This is a genomic window from Nostoc sp. S13, from assembly GCF_029379315.1.
Classification (GTDB): domain Bacteria; phylum Cyanobacteriota; class Cyanobacteriia; order Cyanobacteriales; family Nostocaceae; genus Nostoc.
On sequence record NZ_JAQYWQ010000018.1, the window covers coordinates 39,373 to 58,660 of the forward strand.

Genomic DNA, 19,288 nt, shown 5'->3' on the forward strand with positions numbered 1-19,288 from the left:
ATTTTTTTTTCCTTTCTCATTTTAAATAAAATCAACGCCAAATATGACAATCTGTCATAGATAGATTTTTTTTTTAAGAATGGGGAGCAATTTATTGCAAAAAGCTGGGCAATCAGTAATTAATACTAGACTGCTATAGCACAAAAAGCCTGTGAAGAAAGGTGAACAGTAAAATAAAAGATTTTTATTTTTTCTTTAGGAATATCGTGACTTTTCAAAAATTTTTTCTATCTCAAGCAGGAAGATTTTGTGCTGGGGTGAGAACGAAAGCAGCTAAAGTTTGCTGAAAACTGGGGAATGGGGAATGGGGAATGGATTTTTCCCTATGCCCTATTCCCAATGACACAGTACTAATTCAAGGATTTAGTAATAGATTTTTCCGCCTCCCCACTTAGTGCCAACGATTTTGGGTTGTAAAAGAATATGACCAGCGATCGCCTCCAAGTCATCATCCGTCAGATTTCGCATTGTTGTGAAAATATCTGCGCTTTTGATACTGGGGTGAACTTCGGAAATCTCTTCTTCCCCGTCGTAAGTAGTGGGATTTTTCAGGTAATCCACTAAGCCTTCAACGTTGTTACGGTTGGGTGTTGCCAGTGCCAAATCGTCTGGAGCGAGTCCCACGTTTTGGTTTGTCTTGGTAACTCCCCCAGCATGACATTGGGCACAAGCGAAATTAAATAAGCGTTTGCCTTCTTTGACTTGTTTAAGGCTGAGTACAGTGGTCTCACCCTCAGTATTTAATGGCACTGTTCGGGTAGCTTTGTCCAGTTCAACTGCTGTCGCGCTACCGACAATCAACTGAAACGAGAGTAAAACAGTAACCACAACAACGCCAATTAGTCTTCTAAACATGTTTCCCCTTAAAGATTTTGACGCTCAACACAGCTAAAAAAGCGATTCTCAATCTCCAAGCTACTAATAGCTAATGACTCATGTTCTGTGTCATTAGCTATCAGTGATTAGCCAAAGCTCCGAGATAACCCTTCAGGTGATCTCGTTATCACCCTCCAAGTCGCTAGTCCCTTTTGGGCGTGTTTCAGACGATATTTGGGAAATAATTGCCTTTGCATCTTCTAACGCCAAACGGGTTTTTTGGTGTTTGTAGGCGATTCCCAGTTGGTTACACAGAGAAAACACTTTTTCTACAGGAATGCTGTAGTCGGCTGCTATCTCTGCGATCGATAGGTCTCCAAAACCCATAGTGCTTGTTAACTGATAGATAGAGATTGAGTCGCTGTAATACCAATATCACGTTAGGAGTGCAATTTGTTGCCCAAAATACTGTTTAGGGAATGGGGAGTGGGGAGTGGGAAGTAGGGGGATGAGGGAGACAAGGGACAAGGGGACAAGGGGACAAGGGGAATAAATCCATGCCCAATGCCCAATGCCCTATGCCCTATGCCCTATGCTGATTAACCTTTTCCCCCGGTAAAGGTGACGCTTTGAATAAAGTAACGATTAAAAAAGGTGTAAATGCCTAAAGCTGGCAAGGTGAAGACCATAGAAGCCGCCATAATGTAGTTCCAATAGCTAATGTATTGACCTTTGAAGGTGTTCAGCCCTAAAGGGAGGGTAAACATTTCTGGGTCAAATAGGATAACTATAGGCAGTAAAAAATTATTCCAACTCCCCATGAACACAAAAACCGCCTGTGCTGCTAGTGCTGGTTTTGCTAGAGGTAAAACAATATGTCGGAAAATTCCAAAGGTATTTAAGCCATCCAGTTGCGCTGCTTCTTCTAGTTCTTTAGGAAAATTAACAAAAAATTGCCGCATCATAAAGATAAAAGTGGCATTAACCATGCTAGGCACAATCATGCCTTGGTAAGAATTCAGCCAGCCGATCGCTTTTAAAATCAAAAATGTGGGAATTAGGGTGATTTGCGCCGGGACTGCCAGTACAGCCAAAATTAGGAAGAACCAAAAGCGTTTACCAACAAAGCGGAGTCTTGCCAAGGCATAACCAGCCATTGAATTTAACAACAAGTTTAAAAGCGTGACGCTGACGGCAATCACCACACTGTTGAACAACCAGCGCCAAAATAGTGGTTCTTGGAGAAAGATTTGCCTGTAGTTATCGAGAGTAAAATTCTTGGGGAGAAAATTGGCTTGGGCGCTGACAATCTCTGATAGCGGCTTAAATGATGCTGAAAGTGCCCAGAGAAAGGGAATTATGGTGACGATCGCATAGAGTGTCAGCAAGAGGTATAACAAGACTTTAAGCCAGGATAAGCCAGAGATATTAGTCAAATCCGTTCCCCTCCAAAAAGTCGCCGCTGAATCAAAGTGATGGCAATGATCACTGCTGCCAACAAAAATGCGATCGCAGCTGCATATCCCATTTGTAAATTCCGAAACACAGCTTGGTAAATTAGCAGCACCACAGTTAAGGTAGCGTTGTTTGGCCCGCCAGTACCGCCAGAGAAGATGTAAGACTGGTCAAAAAGTTGAAAAGTACCAATTACCCCTACTGCTACCACAAAGAAAGTTACAGGCTTCAGCAAGGGAAGAGTAATGTAGATAAATTGCTGCCACCCATTTGCGCCATCGAGTTCCGCCGCCTCATAAAGTGTTTGGGGTATATCCTGCAACGCCGCCAGATAAATCACCATGAAAAACGGTGCGGTTGACCAAATGTTCATGATCATAATCCCTTTGAGCGCAACTGCTGGATCACCTAACCAGTTATAAGTAGGTAGCCCCACAAAAGCAAGAAAATCGTTTAGTAGCCCATCAGTGTTATAAATCCACATGAAGATCAGCGTCAGCACTGTTGAAGAAGTGACTGTGGGCAAAAAGTAGAGGATGCGCCACCAGTTTTTACCGCGAATCCCAGAATTCAGAGTTACCGCCAGAATTAAAGCTAGGACTGTTTGAATTGGCACAACAATGGCGACATATTCGGCTGTGTTTCTCAAAGCAATCCAAACTCGTTCATCTTCAACTAATCGTGTGAAGTTGCGAAAACCGATGAACTCGTACTCAATACCGCCAAGGAGTTGAACTTTTTGCAGGGAAAGAAAAACGGCGTAGAGAATAGGTAAGACTACAAAAGTCCCTAAGACCAGAATGGTGGGCATCATGAACATATACCCAGCCAAGTATTCTGTGATATTCCACCTGGGGTTACTCCGCCGCCTACTAATTTCAAACACTATTGAACCTCCATCTAATCCAGCACTAACCCGGCTGTAGCGATGGGTCATGCATGATTATTTATCGTACTCCTGACTTCTGAATTCTGTTCAAGAAAAAATTGCCAGTTTTATCAAAGGATTATTCATTGTAACTGCTCGTAATATATTGTACGGTTTGTGTGAAAATCGATTTTTTTTGAAAGTGGAGATTTTAAATGATATTTAATTCACTCAAAATGTGGATTGTTCCACTAGTTATGACCTCAGTTAGTCTTTGCTCAAATCTAGACAGAGCAACAGGACAGACTATTTATCCATTTATTGGCAACTATCGGACAACAGTGAATATTACGCCTATTTCAGGCAACGTTTCCCAGGTATTTGAGGTTGGTTTGAGTGATGATGCCCCCGATGATTTAGGATTATACAAAGGTTTGACATACTCCGTGATTGATGACAAGGGAAATCTCACTTTTAATAATAATCCAGAAGTATTTGGTGTCCAAGGTTTTCCATTAGGCTACATCGTGTTTGGCGGCGGTGCTAACAAGTTATTTGGAACTAGTGATGCTAGTGCTTTAGTGAATTTTAAAACCCTCACAGGTAAAGGCTCTGGCATCGTCAATATCACTGACGGTGAGGGCATATTCAAAAACGCTACAAGCACACTGTTGTTCTCCGAAGAAGACATAGTTAATTTGGGACCAACTATTACCTTGAATGGTCTGGCTTTAGTCAGTGGTTCTATCAAAGTTCCTCAAGAAGTTCCAGAACCAACAACCATCATGGGGACAGTAATAGTATTTGGTGGATTAGCTGTTGGTTCCTTTGCAAAGCGAAAGAGAACTGTTAGAAAACAACATTAGTGGCAAAGATTAAAGTATTCATAAACGCTTTAATTCTTATTATGGATGCTTTTATGTTTAGAATATCGGAACTTCGTGTTCAGAACTCGGAACTTTGTGCTCAGAACTCAGAACTTCGTGTTCAGAACTCGGAACTTTGTGCTTAGAACTCAGAACTTCGTGTTCAGAACTCGGAATTTTGTGCTTAGAACTCAGAACTTCGTGTTCAGAACTCGGAACTTTGTGCTTAGAACTCAGAACTTCGTGTTCAGAACTCGGAATTTTGTGCTTAGAACTCAGAACTTCGTGTTCAGAACTCGGAACTTTGTGCTTAGAACTCAGAACTTCGTGTTCAGAACTCGGAACTTTGTGCTCAGAACTTGGAACTTCGTGTTCAGAACTCGGAATTTCGTGCTCAGAACTCGGAACTTTGTGCTCAGAACTTGGAACTTCGTGCTCAGAACTCGGAACTTCCAGAATTCGAGAATAAATGAAGACTTAGGTTCAAGGAATATGAGACTCTACTTACAATCTCACCTTTAGAGGGCTGTTTCGACACGATTCAAAAATTCGCCTAAGACTTGTAGGAATCGTTCTGTCTCTTCCAGATGAGGCATATGTGAACTGTTTTCAAACAGTACCCACTCAGAGCCAGAAATACCCTGGTGAACTGTTTCAACACAAGTAGGCGTAACCTCATCGTAGCGACCTGAAAGCAGCAGTGTAGGCACAACAATTTCACCGAGGCGGTCTTGAATATTCCAGTCGATGATTTTGCCTGCACCCCGAAACTCTGTACCAACTTTGCTGTAAGCTCTAGTTAAGCTGCTGGGCCAAGGATCTACTCGGCAAAGAAAAGAATGGTTGAATACCTCCATTGCCTGTTTGTATTCGGCGTCTTGGGTGTTACCATCAGCTTCGTGCTTACTAATGATTTGTTGTACTTCGATTGGTAGCTCATTCATCAGGCTATAAGCTTCAGTTACAAATTGTCGAATGCTAGAAGGTGTGCTAGCTAGAACGAGGCTGACTAGCCCAGTGGGTTGAGAAAGGGCATGTTCCAGTGCTAAACAACCGCCCCATGATTGCCCAAATAGATGAATTTGGTCTAAATTTAAGGCACTGCGGACGGCGAAGAGTTCTTCTTTGAACAAATCAATGGAATACAATTTTGGATCTGTAGGGCGATCGCTATTACCACACCCTAATTGATCGTAAAAAATAACTCGCCTTCCCGTTGCGGCGATGCCTGCGGCGGGCGTAGCCAACGCTTCCAAAGGTTCTAAGTAGTCGTGGGGTACTCCTGGGCCTCCGTGAAGACACAGCAGCGGTAGCTTGCCAGGTTCTTCTAGGTCTGGTTTAACGATGCGATACCATACCTGATGACCACGGAATGAAATAAAGTCTTCAATGGCAAAAGTATTAGACATGGCACAAAAATTATTTGACATTATAATAGTCAACTATACGTAGACAAAAACAGCAAATGGGTATCATCCACCCAAGAATAATTGATTACCACGGCATTTCAGCAACCCAAGCACAGCTAGATTTTGCCATAGCATTTATAGATGAAGATATTCCCCTTTACGTTGACCCTTTTCTTTTATGGAAGTCTCCCTCACAACAAGACCAATCACTTCATACCTCTATAATTAATTGCTTTAATAACTTAAACTTTCTTGTTCAGAAAGGCAAAATAAATCAGGCTCGTGACATCCTCATTTTTGCATCTGAATGCCAAGAGATTGGACTTGGATTGTCAAAAAACCGAAAAGGTATAAAAATTAGCCGTAATAAAGCAGATGAAATTATCTCTCTATTTCAGAAAATTCCTGTATATGGAAAATACGGATTTCTTCAAAGTGAACAAATCCAGTTTTATATAGATGGAATTGCGAAAGATCGGATCAGTGATATTTGTTGTAACTTTATTAAATCATTTCTGATAGACTTTACAATCGACCAATGTAAACAAGTAGGAATACCAATTAATAAAGCTGTTGTTTCTGGACTTTATGACTACCGTAAGAACTCATTTATCCTAGATCAGGAAATTACATTGCCTGTCAATCCTGAAACCAAAGAGCCTTTAATTTTTGTTCCTAAGAGATGGCTAAAATTTTCTCCGTGGATCAACTTTGAAGACTACTTTAAGGATTACTGTCCTCGTGATGAAATTTTTAATCCTGGTGAACCAGAAGAACGCGTTAAGGTTCTAAACTTCAACAGAGAGAATTATGGCATTGTTCAGGAATATATCAAGGTAAAAGAGCGAACTCAGGACGACTGTAAAAACGATCCGCTCTTTAAACAGATTCCCGTCTTGTCCGCTAAACGAAAATTAGGTGAAATACAAAAGCTACCAACAGGAAAGACGAATGAAGCAGACATTAAATACGAAAATTATATCTGTCAACTTCTTGCATCGCTTTTCTATCCAGACCTTGACTTTGCAGCAAAACAGAGTCGTACAGAATCTGGAAGACTGATTCGAGACCTGATTTTTTACAATAATAGATCAATTGATTTTCTTCAAGAGATTCATCAAGACTATATCTTGATTCTGGTCTTGGTAAGTTTGGTGTTCTCGTGACAAGAAACCCTCTCTCAAAAGCAATGTTGGGCAATACTATTGATTTATGGTCTGGACAAAGGCGATGTATCATTACGCTTACAGATGAGGATATATCGTTAATGGTTAATATTTTTGAGAGTAAGCAGCGCTCACCAATTGATGTTCTCAAAAAGAAGTATGTGGAATTTCGTCGAACTTGTCCCTCATGAAAGCAAGAATATATGAACCGTAAAGATGTTGACGAATTTGAAAAACTATCGGTACAACTTCAGAGTATTTATGACGAACTTTCTATATTGTCTAAGGAATCTCCCAATGATGCCGTAAATAAATTTAAACTCAACTTTATTAATAAATTGCTTAATAACTAAAATGAATTACTTAGTCAAAATATCGACCTTTTGATGACTTTTCAGAGTTTGATACAGATGACATACCACAATACAGTGATGTAGTTTTAATTCTCTCACAATATTTACAATGTTTTGAAAAGCTGCGTGCAGATAATGTAAAGTTGGAGAGTGGATACTGGCATTGGTTAGTAGATGCTGAAAGAGATGAAACTGGAGATGAATTAGGCAAAGTTTATTATATTAGAACAATTTGCCCAAAACGATTAAGAAGTAAATAAAATATTTATGAATCCAAAACCTCAAAAGCAGACAAGTAGTGAAAATGTTGAACTGTACGAAATCATAATTCCTCTATTACATGCTATGCAATCAGAGTTCCAAGAATTAAGCAAGAAGACAGAGGCTGTGCTCAATAAGAGTAAAATGAAAATTGTTAACCGACTTCTACAAAGCTGTCGTAAAATACTCGCATCAGAGGCATCGTTTGACTATCTCGATCTAATTGATGAGGATGATGTTCCTCAGAATAGTGATGTAGTACTGATGCTATCTCAATACGTTGCTGCCATGAATCAGTTTAGATTAACTTACTTATGATTATAAAAAGAGTCGTTGGTTTATTGATAAATAAATTGCGCTCTCAAAGTTGATCGCTAGTATTTAAGTATAGTTGGCAGTGGATACCCTTTAGTTACTCCATCGCCTTAATCTGCTGATTAGCTTCATTCTGTGCCTTCAGCATCGCCTGCTTTAATGGTTGTTGTCCTAATAAGGCGCTGACAAACTGATTATCAAAGTTATTCACGATCGCACTTGGATACTGACCTACCTGCCACGGTGTAGCGTAATTAACTCCCGCCACTAATGGCGATCGCATCGGGTCTTGGTCATAGCCCAAATTCTTTGCCACTGATTTACGTGTTGGTAAAGCAAACCCTGTTCCTGTCCACTTCTGCATCCCTTCTTTACCGGTGAGATAGGAAATCAATTCCCAAGCTTCGGCTTTGTGCTGTGCTTGCTTGTTCATCACGTAGGCAACGGTAAACACCATCGTGCCTTTTTTGTCATTAATAGTAGGCAATTGGGCGGTAGCAAACTCTAGTTGAGGAAAGGTTTCAGTTAGATAGGGAATTGCCCAGTTACCTTCAATCACCATTGCCACTTTACTCTGACCAAACATTTCACTACCTGAGTTTGTCCCCACATCAGATTTTTGGGCAGAGGAGCGGTCTTTTTGATACTGGTCTACCACTAACTCTAAACCCTGTAAACCTGCCTCGCTGGCAAAGGTAGCATAACCATTTTGATCAACGAGTTGTCCACTAAAGGCTTTAATTTTATAAGCCTGACGCGCCAATTCAGGAATCTCTCCAAAGCCGTATCTGTTAATTTTGCCTGTCAATTGTTTCGAGTAGTTACGTAATTCATCCCAAGTAGCTGGCGGACTACTCAAACCTGCGGCGGCGAAGGCTTTTTTGTTATAAAACAGGGCAAGGGTAGAATAGTCTTTGGGAAGTCCATAAATCTGGTTTTGATATTTAAAGCTGTCGAGTAGGGTCTCCTCGAAGTCTACTAGGTCAAATTTGGGGGTGATGTAAGCATCTAACGGTTCCAGGACATTTTGACTCATTAAGAAAGGAGCTTCCAGCGCATCCAGATAAAAGACATCAGGCGCGGCTTCCCCAACCAAACGAGTTTTAATTACATCCATATATTGGTCGGAGATTACTTCATATTTAACCTTAATAGTTGAATGTTGTGCCTGAAAGTCTTGCAGTACTTGTCTCAAGAGTTTTTGCTCAACAGGAGATCCTCCCCAACCACTGAGTTTAATGGTGACTGCGGTAGATGCTAACGGTTTGCTTGGTAATTGTAGGTTTTGACAAGCAATAATAGCGATCGCGATCGCCAATCCCAAAAAACTAAATAATCTTTTTTTGCTCACAGATAGATAAAAGTTTCTTTCTTCTTACTTATACCTTCTGTTCTTAAAGAGTGATATTTTACTTCTAGGACTTACGCAAAATCATGAAAAAACGAACCGCAAAGGACGCAAAGGAATAAGGTTTTAGAGAGTTATTGTGTAAGTCCTAACTTCTTTGAAATTTTTGTTGAGAATTGCAAGCTAAAATAACGAAAAATTATCAGCAATGCTAATTAAAGCATACTAAGTTCCTCTGCAACCAGATTTATTCCCAGGTATTTCACCGATAAACATAGATTATGGATTCTGTTAAGGTTGAAACAACTGCGCCACTGACTCTAGAAATTCCCCAGATTGCCTCATCACCCACAACATTTTCTCCAACCTCTCGAATCCCCAAGGATACTATTCGTACTAGCTTAAAAGCTTCCACTGCGGATTGTGTTTTAGCATCAGTCTATTCTCTTGGAACTAGCGGGATTTTACTCAGCAATTTCTTGGTGGAATTGGGTGCTAGTCCAGTGGTATTTGGGATGTTGTCCTCTATCCCGATGTTGGTCAATCTCATTCAGCCATTGGGTGCTTACTTGTCTGAACGCACCACCAGCCGCTTTCAATATTCTCTTTGGACACACGGAATTGGTCGGCTGCTATGGCTGGTATTAGTAATTGGTATTGCTAGCGCCAGCTGGGGAGTGGTTAATACTCACCAATTAGTGATATTGACACTCTTGATTGTTCTATTCACCCATCTTTTGGGAGGACTAGGAACTGCATCGTGGCTAAGTTGGGTGGCAATGATAGTTCCCCGGCGATTACGAGGCAGGTATTTTGGGATACGCAATAGTGCCGGTAGTCTCACCAATTTGGTTTGCGTACCAATGGCTGGTCTAGCTGTATCACATTGGTATGGGGGAACTCTACAAGGCTATGGGGTGGTTTTGCTGGTAAGCATTGTGTTTGGGATTGTGGGATTGGGGTGTCAATATTTCCAGGTGGATATGAATCCGCAATTGGAAAACACTTATGATGGCAAGTTACCCCCAACAAGTGAGATTCAGCTAGAGGTTGCAAAAGATGAATCCTCTGAAGTACCTCAATCAATTCACATACCACAAAACCAATTAGCTAACAGTATTTGGAAAAACTCTAACTTTTTGATATTTCTGCTGTATTTCAGCTTCTGGACGCTTGCTGTTAACCTCAGCTCTCCTTTTTTTAACCTCTATATGCTGGACACGCTGGATTTGGATGTCAGCTACGTGACTATCTACAACAGCCTTCAAGCGGGGGCAAATTTGCTGATGCTTATCCTGTGGGGAAAATTAGCAGACAAGATAGGTAATCGTCCCATCCTCATCTGTATTGGAATTTTGGTTGCAGCCACACCAGTGGTGTGGCTGGGGATTGGTGCTAATCGCCTTGACATCTGGTTGTGGTTCCCACTGTTACACATCTTTCTTGGAGGTACTTGGGCGGCGATTGATTTGTGCAGCAACAATATCCAATTGGGGATTGTACCAATTAAAAATCAGTCTATCTATTTTGCGATCGCAGCTGCCGTTGCTGGAGCGAGTGGTGCTTTAGGCACAACTATAGGCAGCTTCATCGTCCAATTTGCTCAGTCTGGAGGATTACTAGGGTTGTTCGCCCTCTCTAGTCTATTTCGACTAGTAGCCCTTGTTCCACTCATGTTTCTCAAAGAGCCGGGGAGAGGATGAGGGAGTGGGGAGTGGGGAGATGAGGGAGATGAGGGAGATGAGGGAGAAATAACCAATGCCCAATGCCCCATGCCCAATGCCCAATGCCCAATGCCCCATGCCCCATGCCCAATGCCCCATGCCCAATGCCCCATGCCCCATGCCCCATGCCCAATGCTTTATTCTGCGGCGGTAGAAGTCAAGGACATTGTTTCCCACAACACCATATGAGGTGGTGTTAATACAGGCTGGTGTAGGGCAATCAGCTGGGTTAGGGTGTTCTTTAATTGGGTACGGGGTACGATATCATCAACAAAACCGTGCAGAAGCAAATCTTCAGCAGTCTGAAAATTCTCCGGTAGTTTTTCCCGCAGGGTTTGCTCAATCACTCGCCGACCGGCAAAACCAATAGTTGCTTTGGGTTCTGCCAAAATGATATCGCCCAACATTGCAAAACTTGCGGTAACGCCGCCTGTTGTGGGATTGGTCAAAACGGGAATATACAATAGTCGGGCGTCTTTATGGCGTTGGAGGGCTGCGGAGATTTTCGCCATCTGCATCAGCGAAAGCATTCCTTCTTGCATTCTGGCGCCACCAGAAGTGCAGATGATAACTACAGGATAGCGCCGTTGAGTAGCTTGCTCAATCATCCGAGTGAGTTTTTCTCCCACCACCGAACCCATGCTACCACCCATAAAACGGAAGTCCATAACCCCAAGGGCAATGGGCAAGCCATTGATTTGACCCAACCCAGTGTTAACCGCGTCTATTAAGCCAATTTTCTCTTGTATTTCCCGTAAGCGATCGCTGTAGAGTTTGCGATCGCGAAATTCCAGGGGATCGGTTGGACGCAAATGCTCGTCCAGAGGTTTCCAAGTATTATGATCTATCAATTGACGGATGCGCTCATCACTGTCTACCCGATTGTGATGACCACATTCGACACAAACCATCTGATTGGCTTTCAGGTCTTTTGTATATGTCAACACACTACATTTAGAACATTTATGCCACAGACCATCAGCAATTTCACGTTCTTGGCGTTCGAGGCTAGTAGATCCTGATTTCCGTCGATTTGCAAACCAATCAAATAGAGACTTTAAACCGCGTGATTCTTCGTTGTTAGCCATTTTTTATTTTATTTTAAGTGGGTATGAGGTCGAAAACATGTCAAGCCATATTGGGTTGTCCTTAGCCTTTTATCATTTGTTTTTACTAATGACTAATGACTACATCGTTAAACTACGCTTTTAAGCTAGTTCAGACCTTAATTTTCATCTTTGGTTGCCAGCTTAACGAAAATACTTATACCAATACAAGTCTCTTGCTCTTTTTTTCAGCAGACTTAATTATATGGACGTACTGACAAAGCCATGAGAATACCAACCTCCAAATAAGATGCTTTCCCCTTCCCACTCAAATCAATTATATTAAACTCAAAGAGGCTGTTACTAACCCCATTGGTCTTCAAAACCGGACGTGAGACTTTCACTTCATCCGGCTCCTTAATGATTTGGCGCTTTGTCATGCGTACCTCATTACCCATTCATTCTCAACTATGAGCGAGTTTTCTGGTGGGCTTAGGAATCCATACTCTCCGGGTTAGGCTGACCTTTGACCCCAAGTTTAAGTTTCCAGTCAGTTCTAGAGGTTGCTTTGGGGTTAGGGACTTAATGCCATCCACACCAGCAGTCTTTTTCCCCTGATTATCCTGGGTTACTCCCGAACCGATAATGCTCTGAGCAATCAGCATCTGTTGCCCTAGTTGTGCCTGCTAACGGTTAAGCGTCGTTAACAGGGTAATACAAGTTACAAGCTGAATATTATCAAAATATAAAGGGCAGATGGAGTAATGCTGGTTACAGTCACAAATTATAAATATTTCTTATGAAAGGGCTTTGGGCAATAATCAATAGTTCTTGCCCTTCTCCCACCCTGTAGGAAGCTAAGGCTACATCTGCCCAGTCTTTTTCTTCTCTACGAGACTAAGGCGTAGCTTGCTTCCCTGTAAGGGTACAATTTTTAATTTTTAATTTTTAATTTTTAATTAATTTCTCCCCTCTCCAATTCAAGAGGCGGGAAAAAATAATCGCAAGTAGGTAGACAAAATGGCTTCGCCGCTAAACAGAGTAATAACAGATCCTAAAGCCAGAAAAGGGCCAAAAGGTATTTTTTGCCCTAACCTTTGTCGCGATCGCCGTATAATAACACCGCTACCTACTAATGCTCCCAGCGCACAGGCAATAAAACTAGCCAAGAGCAAATATTTCCAGCCTAACCAGGCTCCCATCATGGCTGCTAACTTGGCATCACCGGCACCCATTGCCGCTTTACCAAAGGCAATTGAACCCAATAGGGCGATCGCATCAAACAGCCATAAACCCAATACTGCACCAACTATCGCCATCATCAAGTGATTTACCAATGCTACAGAGCTAGCTTCTGGTAAAAAACCAACCACCATTTGAAACAAAATCCCTACCACCAAACCCGACTGAGTAAGTCGATTGGGTAGGGTCATTGTATCGAGGTCGATAAGCGATAGCGCCAATAACCAACTACAAAAAGCCCAATAGCCTATTGTTAAAGTCGAAACTTGAAATACCAAAAAAATCACTAAAAAAATTATGCCCGTTACCCCTTCTACCACAGGATAACGGACAGAAATTTTGCTTTTGCAATATCGACACCGCCCTCTTAAGGAAATCCAGCCGAATACTGGTACATTGTCGTAAGCTTTTAGCTGGTTGAAGCATTTAGGACAACGAGAAGGCGGCCAAAAAATTGACAACCCAGCCGGTAGCCGATAAACAATAACGTTGATAAAACTGCCAATAGATGCACCCAAAGCCAAGACCATTACACTCGCCGGGACGGCGAACAAAATGTCCATACGTCATTTGTCCTTTGTCATTTGTCTGTGAAGTTTTGAGCGGAGGCTTCCTCCGATCAGACTTCTCTCTGTGTCATTTGTCGTTTATCTTTTGTTCTTTGTCGAGAACTAATGACCAATGACCAATGACCAATGACCGATGACCGATGACTAATACATATGAGATTCAATTTGACTTAAGGGCACAAAACATTCTTGAGGTAAGAGAACTGGTTGGTTAGTAAAAATAACCTTCCCTCGATGATTGATGCGATTAATTGCTACACCGGAAGGTTGCCCAGCTATTTCGGGATGTACTTCACAGTGAGTGTAGTATATCTGCCCAGCAGCTCTAATTACGGCGGGATCAATCAAAGGCGGCTGGTTCTTTGGGGCGGTAAAATTTGCTTGTCCTTGTCGTAATGCGTACACTATCGACTGTTATTTGATTGCTAGATTTCTCTTTAGTCTACCCGAAACTTATAGCAAAGGTTGCCAAATTGCCCAAGTTGCATTATTTAATTATTTTCCTTGAATGGCTTTAATCAGTGCATCACCCATAGCGCGGCAACCTAAAAGATTTTTTCCTGGAGAAATTATATCCCCTGTGCGATCGCCTTGTTCTAAAACTTGTAATACGGCTTGTTCGATGTGGTCTGCCGCTTTTGGCTGGTCTAAACCGTAGCGTAACATCATCGCCGCACTCAAAACCTGTGCTAGAGGATTTGCTTTATCAAGTCCGGCAATATCTGGGGCGGAACCATGAACTGGTTCAAATACACCAGGGCCAGAAGCGCCTAAACTAGCTGAGGGTAACATCCCAATACTACCTGTGAGCATGGCAGCAGCATCAGAGAGAATATCACCAAACAAATTGCCTGTAACTATGGTGTCGAACTGCTTAGGAGCGCGTACCAACTGCATAGCAGCATTATCTACATATAAATGAGAGAGTTCGATATCTGGATATTCTTGTGAAAGTTGGGTGATGCGATCGCGCCACAACTGAGATACTTCTAATACATTCGCCTTATCCACCGAACAAAGTTTCCCACCGCGTTTGCGGGCTGCTTCAAAAGCTACCCGCCCAATCCGTTCAATTTCCGATTCAGTGTAAACCATTGTATTTACACCGCGTTTCTCACCAGTTTCTGTAGCAAAAATCCCTTTGGGTTTACCAAAGTAAATCCCACCAGTGAGTTCACGCACCACCATAATATCCACGCCTTCCACAACTTCACGTTTCAAAGTCGAGGCATCGATTAGCTGGGGCAAAATTTTCGCTGGACGTAAATTGGCAAATAATCCCAATCCTGCACGTAGCCCCAACAAACCTGCTTCTGGGCGTAAATTAGATGGCAGGGAATCCCACTTATAACCACCAATCGCAGCGAGTAATACAGCATCACTGTTACGGCAGGTATCTAGAGTGGCAGCTGGCAGGGGTTCACCTGTAGCGTCAATTGCTGCACCACCGATGAGGGCTTCTGGGAATTCAAACTGAATATCAAATTGCTTCCCTACGACTTTTAGCACATCTACCGCCACTGCCATAATTTCAGGGCCAATGCCATCGCCGGGGAGTAGAGTAATGCGGTAGTTCTGGGTCATAGCTGGTTATTACTGGGTAAATGCTTGCAGATTAAATATCATACCCAGCAAAATGTACCGATGGAGTTTTTAATTTATTTAAATGTATGTTGTCTGAATCGCCCTTTTGATGACCAGACACAAGAATGATCGTCTCTATTAAGCGAAGTTTTGGACTAGGCGCACTCTATTGTTTTAGGATTTTGGTTGTGCAGCTTGCCTAACAACCTGTTCGTCCAAACCTAATGCTTGAGCTATCTGCTCAATACTTAAATCCAACGCTAATAATTGGGGTATTATTTCTAACTTACTTTCTTGTCTGCCTTCTTGTCTACCTTCTTGTTTACCTTCTTCAAAAACATCTTGGTAGAATCTAGTTTGCTTTAACTCATTTGATCCAAACATTCTCCCTATCTACTCCTGGGTCAATCGCGGCAACTTGTAGATTAATATCGTCTCTATCAATTGTATAATTTCCTTAATCGTAGCGATATCTGTAATTTGCTGTCGGGCACTGTTGACTATTTCAATAGCTCTTCTTGTCGCAGTTGATTCCGGTTCGATGATAAGTTTAACTGTCTCTATGCCGATTGATGATGCCTCAATTGAGCTTAATTCCTCAAGATACACGCGAGTCACTCGTTGCGAGTTGAGTAATTCTGTATATCTTTCGGTATCTCCAGTATCAACGCTGCGATTGGGGAAGATGACAACACCACGCCAATTGTTGGTTAATTCCGTTTTGTCAAGATAGTTAAAGATTTCGGTGAATAAACGTGAGTAGAATTTTTTGTCGGGTTGAAATTGGACTTCGGCAAAATAAATTGGTAAGTCTAGTGCATTTGGGAGGAATACACCATCGATTCTAAATGCCAGTTGTTTGACTTCAACTGAAGAAAATTGATAAGCGCTAGCTAGTTGCGGCGGTTGGTTAATCAGTTCAAAGAAAGTGCTGGTAATACTCTGAAAGATCCGATAAAATATAGTGTCTGTTTTCAAGAGAACTAGTTTTACAGTTGATAAACATATTTTACACTTCGACGATCGCATGGCGACTCTTTGGACTATACAAAAATTAGCTGGCAAGATACTGCATATATGTATGTCAACAATTCAATAAAGAATATTTTGATTGTGTTTGGTGATGATACAAAACACCTTATAAAAATATCAGGTGTTTAAAGCTGACATTAATATTGGCAATTCCCCCCTAGAATTTTAGGAATAGGGTGTTTTATAGTAAAAAAAATGATTGGGCATGAGGCATTGGGCATGGGGTCAACTTTTTCCCTAGTCCCTAATTGTTAATCCTTAGCCCTAGTCTCAGACAAAAAAGGGGAAATTCCGCCTAAAGGACTCGAAGCCTGCGTAAATCAGTATGGCCCGTGATTAGATGCGAAAGCGTGTCTTGATCATTCGTGGGCGTTGACAGACTCAATTCCCAATTGGCTAGAGTACGGCAGAGTTATGACCCCCAGCATTACAGATTCAGCGGTGAAGGCTGCAATTGCAGCTGTTGCATCGGAGTCAGCCACAGCAGAAGAAAAAATCCAGATGCTGATTGAGATAGCACAGGGTTTTCAAAAAAAGCCCAAAACTGCCCAAGATTTGCGGAATGCAGTTGGCTTATATTACCGGGCTTATGAGATGTGTGGTGAGGAGTATCCCCTACTAAAAGCCAGGGCGCAAGTGGGGATGGCAGGGACGTTACAGGCAATACCGGATGCTGAGTATCAACTGCTGCTGCAAGCAAAAGCAGGTTATGAAGAGGCGTTACCAATTTTAGAACAATTAGCTTCGCCAGAGGAATTAGCAGAGACGCAGATGAATTTTGGGCTGGTGTTGCAGTCGCTTGTACCATTCAATTTGGCACGGATAACCGACAGCATTCAAGCTTATCACGAGGCTTTGCGGGTGTTTACTTGGGAAAATTACCCCCAAGAATACGCGATTTTATATAACAATATTGCGATCGCTTACCTTTCTATGCCCCTAGCATCAGAACGAGAATATTTGCGTCAAGGGTTAGCAGTGCAATCATTTGAGGTAGCACTAAAGCATATTAATTTGATTGATCATCCCAGAGAATATGCGATGTTGCAAAACAATTTAGGTAACGCTTTGCAATATTTAGTGAGTTCCCATCCTGTGGAGAATAATTTAAGGGCGATCGCAGCTTACGATGAAGCGCTAAAAGTGCGTAATCCCAAAGATACACCTTTAGAGTACGCTAACACAATTTCTAACAAAGCCAATGCCCTATTCAACTTACCAGATGACCAGGAAAAACCAGAAACTGGTAATCATAAAAATCTTTTGCAAGCGCGTATCTACTATCAAGATGCTTTAGAAATATTTACGAAATTTCAACAAATTGGACAAGCAGAAGTAGTAGCCCAAGCGCTACAAGATGTAGAAACAGAAATAAAAGGTTAAGAGTTAGGAGCTATATAGTATAGTAATCAGACTTTAGTTTTCAAAATATATTGAGACTAAAATCTTTTTTCACAAATGGTTTGATTTGAAAAAGTTTTCATTAATCAAACCGTAATCTAATAAGTTAGGAAATATTAATCTAATTTAATTCCTAATTCCTAACTCTAATATCCCCGCTCCCCTAATTCCTAATAAGGAGGATAAAACAGAATGAGAGATATTTTAACAACCTCAAGTGTGATAAATTTTCTCAAAAGTTTAGCAGATGGTGACTTAAACTTAGCAACAGAATTCGTGTGGTTAATCATAGCAACAGCTTTGTCTATGGTCGGCGGTGCAATAGGTGGAATGCTGTTAGCTGGAAAAGATATAGGCTATCAGTTTTCAGCAATGCTTGGTGCATTATTTGCCCCTGCCGGTGTAATTCCCGCTATCCTCTTAGGGCTTGCTGCCTTAAATTTCTTGACAAATTATTAGGAGAAAACATGTTAGAAATCGGGTGGTTTTCTGTCAAGTTATTTTTTAAAGGAAAGCTATTACGCGACCCAATGTATTTTGTCAAGCAAACTACTATTGGTATTGCTGTAGGTTTCTTACTGTTAGTGTTACTTGCACAAGCCCCAATTCCCTTCTACTTACCAATAACATTATCTAGCTTAGTGACAGGCATGATTATGCCATTTCTCCTCAAGGATTTCAAAATGAAGTGAATTGTCATTAGTCATTAGTCATTTGTCCTTTATTAGTTATTTTTCCAATGCCCCATGCCCAACCTTGAAGAATTAGTTCAGGAAATTAACCGCTTTGAGGCAATTATATCCGACTGGGATGAAAGCCAACGGTGTGTAGCGGTGGGTTTAAAAAGAGCAATTGAAGCTTTGCACAAAGCAGCATTGACTAATTTGATTAAAAGCCTAAAACAAGAATCAATGTCAGCTTTGCGTGATGCTGTTGCTGATGAAGTAGTATACGCAGTACTACTTTATCACGAATTAGTTAAACCACCCAAACCACCATTATTAGAACGTATTCAGACAGCCCTTGAAGAAGTTCGCCCAAGCTTAAAAAGCCATAATGGGGATGTAGAACTAGTGGCAATTAAGCCACCAGATAGAGTAGAAGTGAGATTAATTGGAACTTGTAGCAGTTGTCCAGCTTCTACTTTGACTTTATCTCAGGGAGTAGAACAGGCAATCAAAAATCATTGTCCCGAAATTACCAAAGTAGTTGCGGTCAATAACAACCCTACTATTAACAACGCAAATTCCGGTTTAATCAGTCCATTTTCTTCACAGATAACTTCTACTTGGATCAAAGTGGCGACTATTGATCAAGTTCCTGAATTTAGTGTATTAGCAGTACAACTTGCTGGTAATTCACTGATTTTACATCGTCAAGGTGCTACAGTAACATGTTACCGTAATACTTGCACTCATCTAGGATCTCCCTTAGAAGAGGGTAAGGTTGAAAATGGTATTATTACCTGTCCTTCCCACGGATTTCAGTACAAGTTAGAGACAGGTAAATGCTTAACTGCACCTGATGTTTCGCTTCAGTCGTATCCAGTAAAGATTAAAGATGATAAAGTTTTTGTGAAACTGCAAAAATCATGACGCAAAAAAATATTTCAGCAAATATACTTGGCAATTAGGAAATCATGCCTACTTTGCTTTTTACTTTCAGTAGTTCGCGCATTCATTTTAGTGTTTTGTGTAAGCAAAATGCTTGAATGCTTTATCAATATATCTGAATTGTTTCTAATTTGTGTAATTCAGTTATTCATTTTAGTGTTTTAAGAAAGCAAAATGACGTATTGCTTTCTCAAAATGGCATATTACTTTCTCAAAATAC

At 41.3% G+C, this 19,288-nt stretch carries 20 protein-coding genes and 1 pseudogene; 8 read left to right on the plus strand and 13 right to left on the minus strand.

What is annotated here, in order from left to right:
* Positions 1-363: 363 nt before the first annotated feature.
* The 4 genes from psbV to PUQ00_RS08815 all read right to left on the minus strand — a co-directional run bounded on the left by psbV (position 364) and on the right by PUQ00_RS08815 (position 3,157).
* Positions 364-855: a photosystem II cytochrome c-550 gene (psbV, locus tag PUQ00_RS08800; protein WP_300415176.1), complete on the minus strand. Its 492-nt coding sequence runs from the start codon at positions 853-855 to the stop codon at positions 364-366.
* A 132-nt stretch (positions 856-987) separates the two neighbouring features.
* Entirely contained in the window at positions 988-1,203 is a 216-nt protein-coding gene (locus tag PUQ00_RS08805; protein WP_300415178.1) for a hypothetical protein, read from the minus strand.
* A 212-nt stretch (positions 1,204-1,415) separates the two neighbouring features.
* Positions 1,416-2,252 carry a carbohydrate ABC transporter permease gene (locus PUQ00_RS08810; RefSeq protein WP_300415181.1) on the minus strand — a complete coding sequence of 279 codons (837 nt, stop codon included), beginning with the start codon at positions 2,250-2,252 and terminating at the stop codon, positions 1,416-1,418.
* On the minus strand, positions 2,249-3,157 hold the full coding sequence (locus PUQ00_RS08815) for a sugar ABC transporter permease (RefSeq protein WP_300415255.1): 909 nt from the start codon (positions 3,155-3,157) through the stop codon (positions 2,249-2,251). Before PUQ00_RS08815 ends, PUQ00_RS08810 begins: the two co-directional genes overlap by 4 nt.
* 197 nt (positions 3,158-3,354) lie before the next feature.
* Here PUQ00_RS08815 and PUQ00_RS08820 point away from each other — a divergent pair, with 197 nt between their 5' ends.
* A complete protein-coding gene (locus PUQ00_RS08820) occupies positions 3,355-4,005 on the plus strand; it encodes a PEP-CTERM sorting domain-containing protein (protein WP_300415182.1) in 651 nt (216 codons plus the stop codon).
* A 518-nt stretch (positions 4,006-4,523) separates the two neighbouring features.
* Here the strand turns inward: PUQ00_RS08820 and PUQ00_RS08825 are convergent.
* On the minus strand, positions 4,524-5,414 hold the full coding sequence (locus PUQ00_RS08825; protein WP_300415185.1) for a proline iminopeptidase-family hydrolase: 891 nt from the start codon (positions 5,412-5,414) through the stop codon (positions 4,524-4,526).
* A gap of 56 nt (positions 5,415-5,470) precedes the next feature.
* Between PUQ00_RS08825 and PUQ00_RS08830 the strand changes: the two genes are divergently transcribed.
* Together PUQ00_RS08830 and PUQ00_RS08835 are read left to right on the plus strand one after the other, a co-directional pair.
* Positions 5,471-6,580 carry a hypothetical protein gene (locus PUQ00_RS08830; RefSeq protein ID WP_300415187.1) on the plus strand — a complete coding sequence of 370 codons (1,110 nt, stop codon included), beginning with the start codon at positions 5,471-5,473 and terminating at the stop codon, positions 6,578-6,580.
* A 620-nt stretch (positions 6,581-7,200) separates the two neighbouring features.
* Positions 7,201-7,512 carry a hypothetical protein gene (locus PUQ00_RS08835; RefSeq protein WP_300415189.1) on the plus strand — a complete coding sequence of 104 codons (312 nt, stop codon included), beginning with the start codon at positions 7,201-7,203 and terminating at the stop codon, positions 7,510-7,512.
* Positions 7,513-7,606: 94 nt separating this feature from the next.
* On the opposite strand, the gene PUQ00_RS08840 is transcribed toward PUQ00_RS08835, so the two are convergent.
* The gene (locus PUQ00_RS08840; protein ID WP_300415191.1) at positions 7,607-8,860 is read right to left on the minus strand and encodes an ABC transporter substrate-binding protein; all 1,254 of its coding nucleotides are present in this window, start codon (positions 8,858-8,860) and stop codon (positions 7,607-7,609) included.
* Between the two features lie 278 nt (positions 8,861-9,138).
* Between PUQ00_RS08840 and PUQ00_RS08845 the strand changes: the two genes are divergently transcribed.
* Positions 9,139-10,560, plus strand: coding sequence for an MFS transporter (locus tag PUQ00_RS08845; protein ID WP_300415193.1), 1,422 nt, complete (start codon positions 9,139-9,141; stop codon positions 10,558-10,560).
* 158 nt (positions 10,561-10,718) lie between these two features.
* On the opposite strand, the gene accD is transcribed toward PUQ00_RS08845, so the two are convergent.
* The 7 genes and pseudogenes from accD to PUQ00_RS08880 form a co-directional block, all read right to left on the minus strand.
* Positions 10,719-11,669: an acetyl-CoA carboxylase, carboxyltransferase subunit beta gene (accD, locus tag PUQ00_RS08850; protein WP_300415195.1), complete on the minus strand. Its 951-nt coding sequence runs from the start codon at positions 11,667-11,669 to the stop codon at positions 10,719-10,721.
* A 215-nt stretch (positions 11,670-11,884) separates the two neighbouring features.
* Positions 11,885-12,067, minus strand: coding sequence for a hypothetical protein (locus tag PUQ00_RS08855; protein ID WP_300415197.1), 183 nt, complete (start codon positions 12,065-12,067; stop codon positions 11,885-11,887).
* A gap of 24 nt (positions 12,068-12,091) precedes the next feature.
* Entirely contained in the window at positions 12,092-12,292 is a 201-nt protein-coding gene (locus PUQ00_RS08860; RefSeq protein ID WP_300415199.1) for a reverse transcriptase N-terminal domain-containing protein, read from the minus strand.
* Positions 12,293-12,607: 315 nt separating this feature from the next.
* Positions 12,608-13,432, minus strand: a complete 825-nt coding sequence (locus tag PUQ00_RS08865; protein WP_300415202.1) for an A24 family peptidase — start codon at positions 13,430-13,432, stop codon at positions 12,608-12,610.
* A 150-nt stretch (positions 13,433-13,582) separates the two neighbouring features.
* On the minus strand, positions 13,583-13,843 hold the full coding sequence (locus tag PUQ00_RS08870) for a hypothetical protein (RefSeq protein ID WP_300415205.1): 261 nt from the start codon (positions 13,841-13,843) through the stop codon (positions 13,583-13,585).
* A 90-nt stretch (positions 13,844-13,933) separates the two neighbouring features.
* Positions 13,934-15,022 (minus strand): 3-isopropylmalate dehydrogenase, encoded by a 1,089-nt coding sequence (gene leuB, locus PUQ00_RS08875; RefSeq protein ID WP_300415208.1) that lies wholly within the window; start codon positions 15,020-15,022, stop codon positions 13,934-13,936.
* Positions 15,023-15,196: 174 nt separating this feature from the next.
* A pseudogene (locus tag PUQ00_RS08880) lies at positions 15,197-16,000 on the minus strand (Rpn family recombination-promoting nuclease/putative transposase).
* Between the two features lie 468 nt (positions 16,001-16,468).
* Here PUQ00_RS08880 and PUQ00_RS08885 point away from each other — a divergent pair.
* The 4 genes from PUQ00_RS08885 to PUQ00_RS08900 all read left to right on the plus strand — a co-directional run bounded on the left by PUQ00_RS08885 (position 16,469) and on the right by PUQ00_RS08900 (position 19,050).
* A complete protein-coding gene (locus tag PUQ00_RS08885; RefSeq protein WP_300415211.1) occupies positions 16,469-17,437 on the plus strand; it encodes a hypothetical protein in 969 nt (322 codons plus the stop codon).
* Between the two features lie 210 nt (positions 17,438-17,647).
* On the plus strand, positions 17,648-17,914 hold the full coding sequence (locus tag PUQ00_RS08890) for a hypothetical protein (protein WP_300415214.1): 267 nt from the start codon (positions 17,648-17,650) through the stop codon (positions 17,912-17,914).
* 8 nt (positions 17,915-17,922) lie between these two features.
* The gene (locus PUQ00_RS08895; protein WP_292802016.1) at positions 17,923-18,147 is read left to right on the plus strand and encodes a hypothetical protein; all 225 of its coding nucleotides are present in this window, start codon (positions 17,923-17,925) and stop codon (positions 18,145-18,147) included.
* Between the two features lie 54 nt (positions 18,148-18,201).
* Positions 18,202-19,050: a NifU family protein gene (locus PUQ00_RS08900; RefSeq protein ID WP_300415218.1), complete on the plus strand. Its 849-nt coding sequence runs from the start codon at positions 18,202-18,204 to the stop codon at positions 19,048-19,050.
* The last annotated feature ends 238 nt before the right edge of the window (positions 19,051-19,288 follow it).

What these genes read in the sequence shown, in the direction of transcription:
- psbV (WP_300415176.1), bottom strand. Translation starts at nt 855, where the DNA reads ATGTTTAGAAGACTAATTGGCGTTGTTGTGGTTACTGTTTTACTCTCG.
- PUQ00_RS08805 (WP_300415178.1), bottom strand. Translation starts at nt 1,203, where the DNA reads ATGGGTTTTGGAGACCTATCGATCGCAGAGATAGCAGCCGACTACAGC.
- PUQ00_RS08820 (WP_300415182.1), top strand. Translation starts at nt 3,355, where the DNA reads ATGATATTTAATTCACTCAAAATGTGGATTGTTCCACTAGTTATGACC.
- PUQ00_RS08825 (WP_300415185.1), bottom strand. Translation starts at nt 5,414, where the DNA reads ATGTCTAATACTTTTGCCATTGAAGACTTTATTTCATTCCGTGGTCAT.
- PUQ00_RS08830 (WP_300415187.1), top strand. Translation starts at nt 5,471, where the DNA reads ATGGGTATCATCCACCCAAGAATAATTGATTACCACGGCATTTCAGCA.
- PUQ00_RS08835 (WP_300415189.1), top strand. Translation starts at nt 7,201, where the DNA reads ATGAATCCAAAACCTCAAAAGCAGACAAGTAGTGAAAATGTTGAACTG.
- PUQ00_RS08845 (WP_300415193.1), top strand. Translation starts at nt 9,139, where the DNA reads ATGGATTCTGTTAAGGTTGAAACAACTGCGCCACTGACTCTAGAAATT.
- accD (WP_300415195.1), bottom strand. Translation starts at nt 11,669, where the DNA reads ATGGCTAACAACGAAGAATCACGCGGTTTAAAGTCTCTATTTGATTGG.
- PUQ00_RS08855 (WP_300415197.1), bottom strand. Translation starts at nt 12,067, where the DNA reads ATGACAAAGCGCCAAATCATTAAGGAGCCGGATGAAGTGAAAGTCTCA.
- PUQ00_RS08860 (WP_300415199.1), bottom strand. Translation starts at nt 12,292, where the DNA reads ATGCTGATTGCTCAGAGCATTATCGGTTCGGGAGTAACCCAGGATAAT.
- PUQ00_RS08865 (WP_300415202.1), bottom strand. Translation starts at nt 13,432, where the DNA reads ATGGACATTTTGTTCGCCGTCCCGGCGAGTGTAATGGTCTTGGCTTTG.
- leuB (WP_300415208.1), bottom strand. Translation starts at nt 15,022, where the DNA reads ATGACCCAGAACTACCGCATTACTCTACTCCCCGGCGATGGCATTGGC.
- PUQ00_RS08885 (WP_300415211.1), top strand. Translation starts at nt 16,469, where the DNA reads ATGACCCCCAGCATTACAGATTCAGCGGTGAAGGCTGCAATTGCAGCT.
- PUQ00_RS08890 (WP_300415214.1), top strand. Translation starts at nt 17,648, where the DNA reads ATGAGAGATATTTTAACAACCTCAAGTGTGATAAATTTTCTCAAAAGT.
- PUQ00_RS08895 (WP_292802016.1), top strand. Translation starts at nt 17,923, where the DNA reads ATGTTAGAAATCGGGTGGTTTTCTGTCAAGTTATTTTTTAAAGGAAAG.
- PUQ00_RS08900 (WP_300415218.1), top strand. Translation starts at nt 18,202, where the DNA reads ATGCCCAACCTTGAAGAATTAGTTCAGGAAATTAACCGCTTTGAGGCA.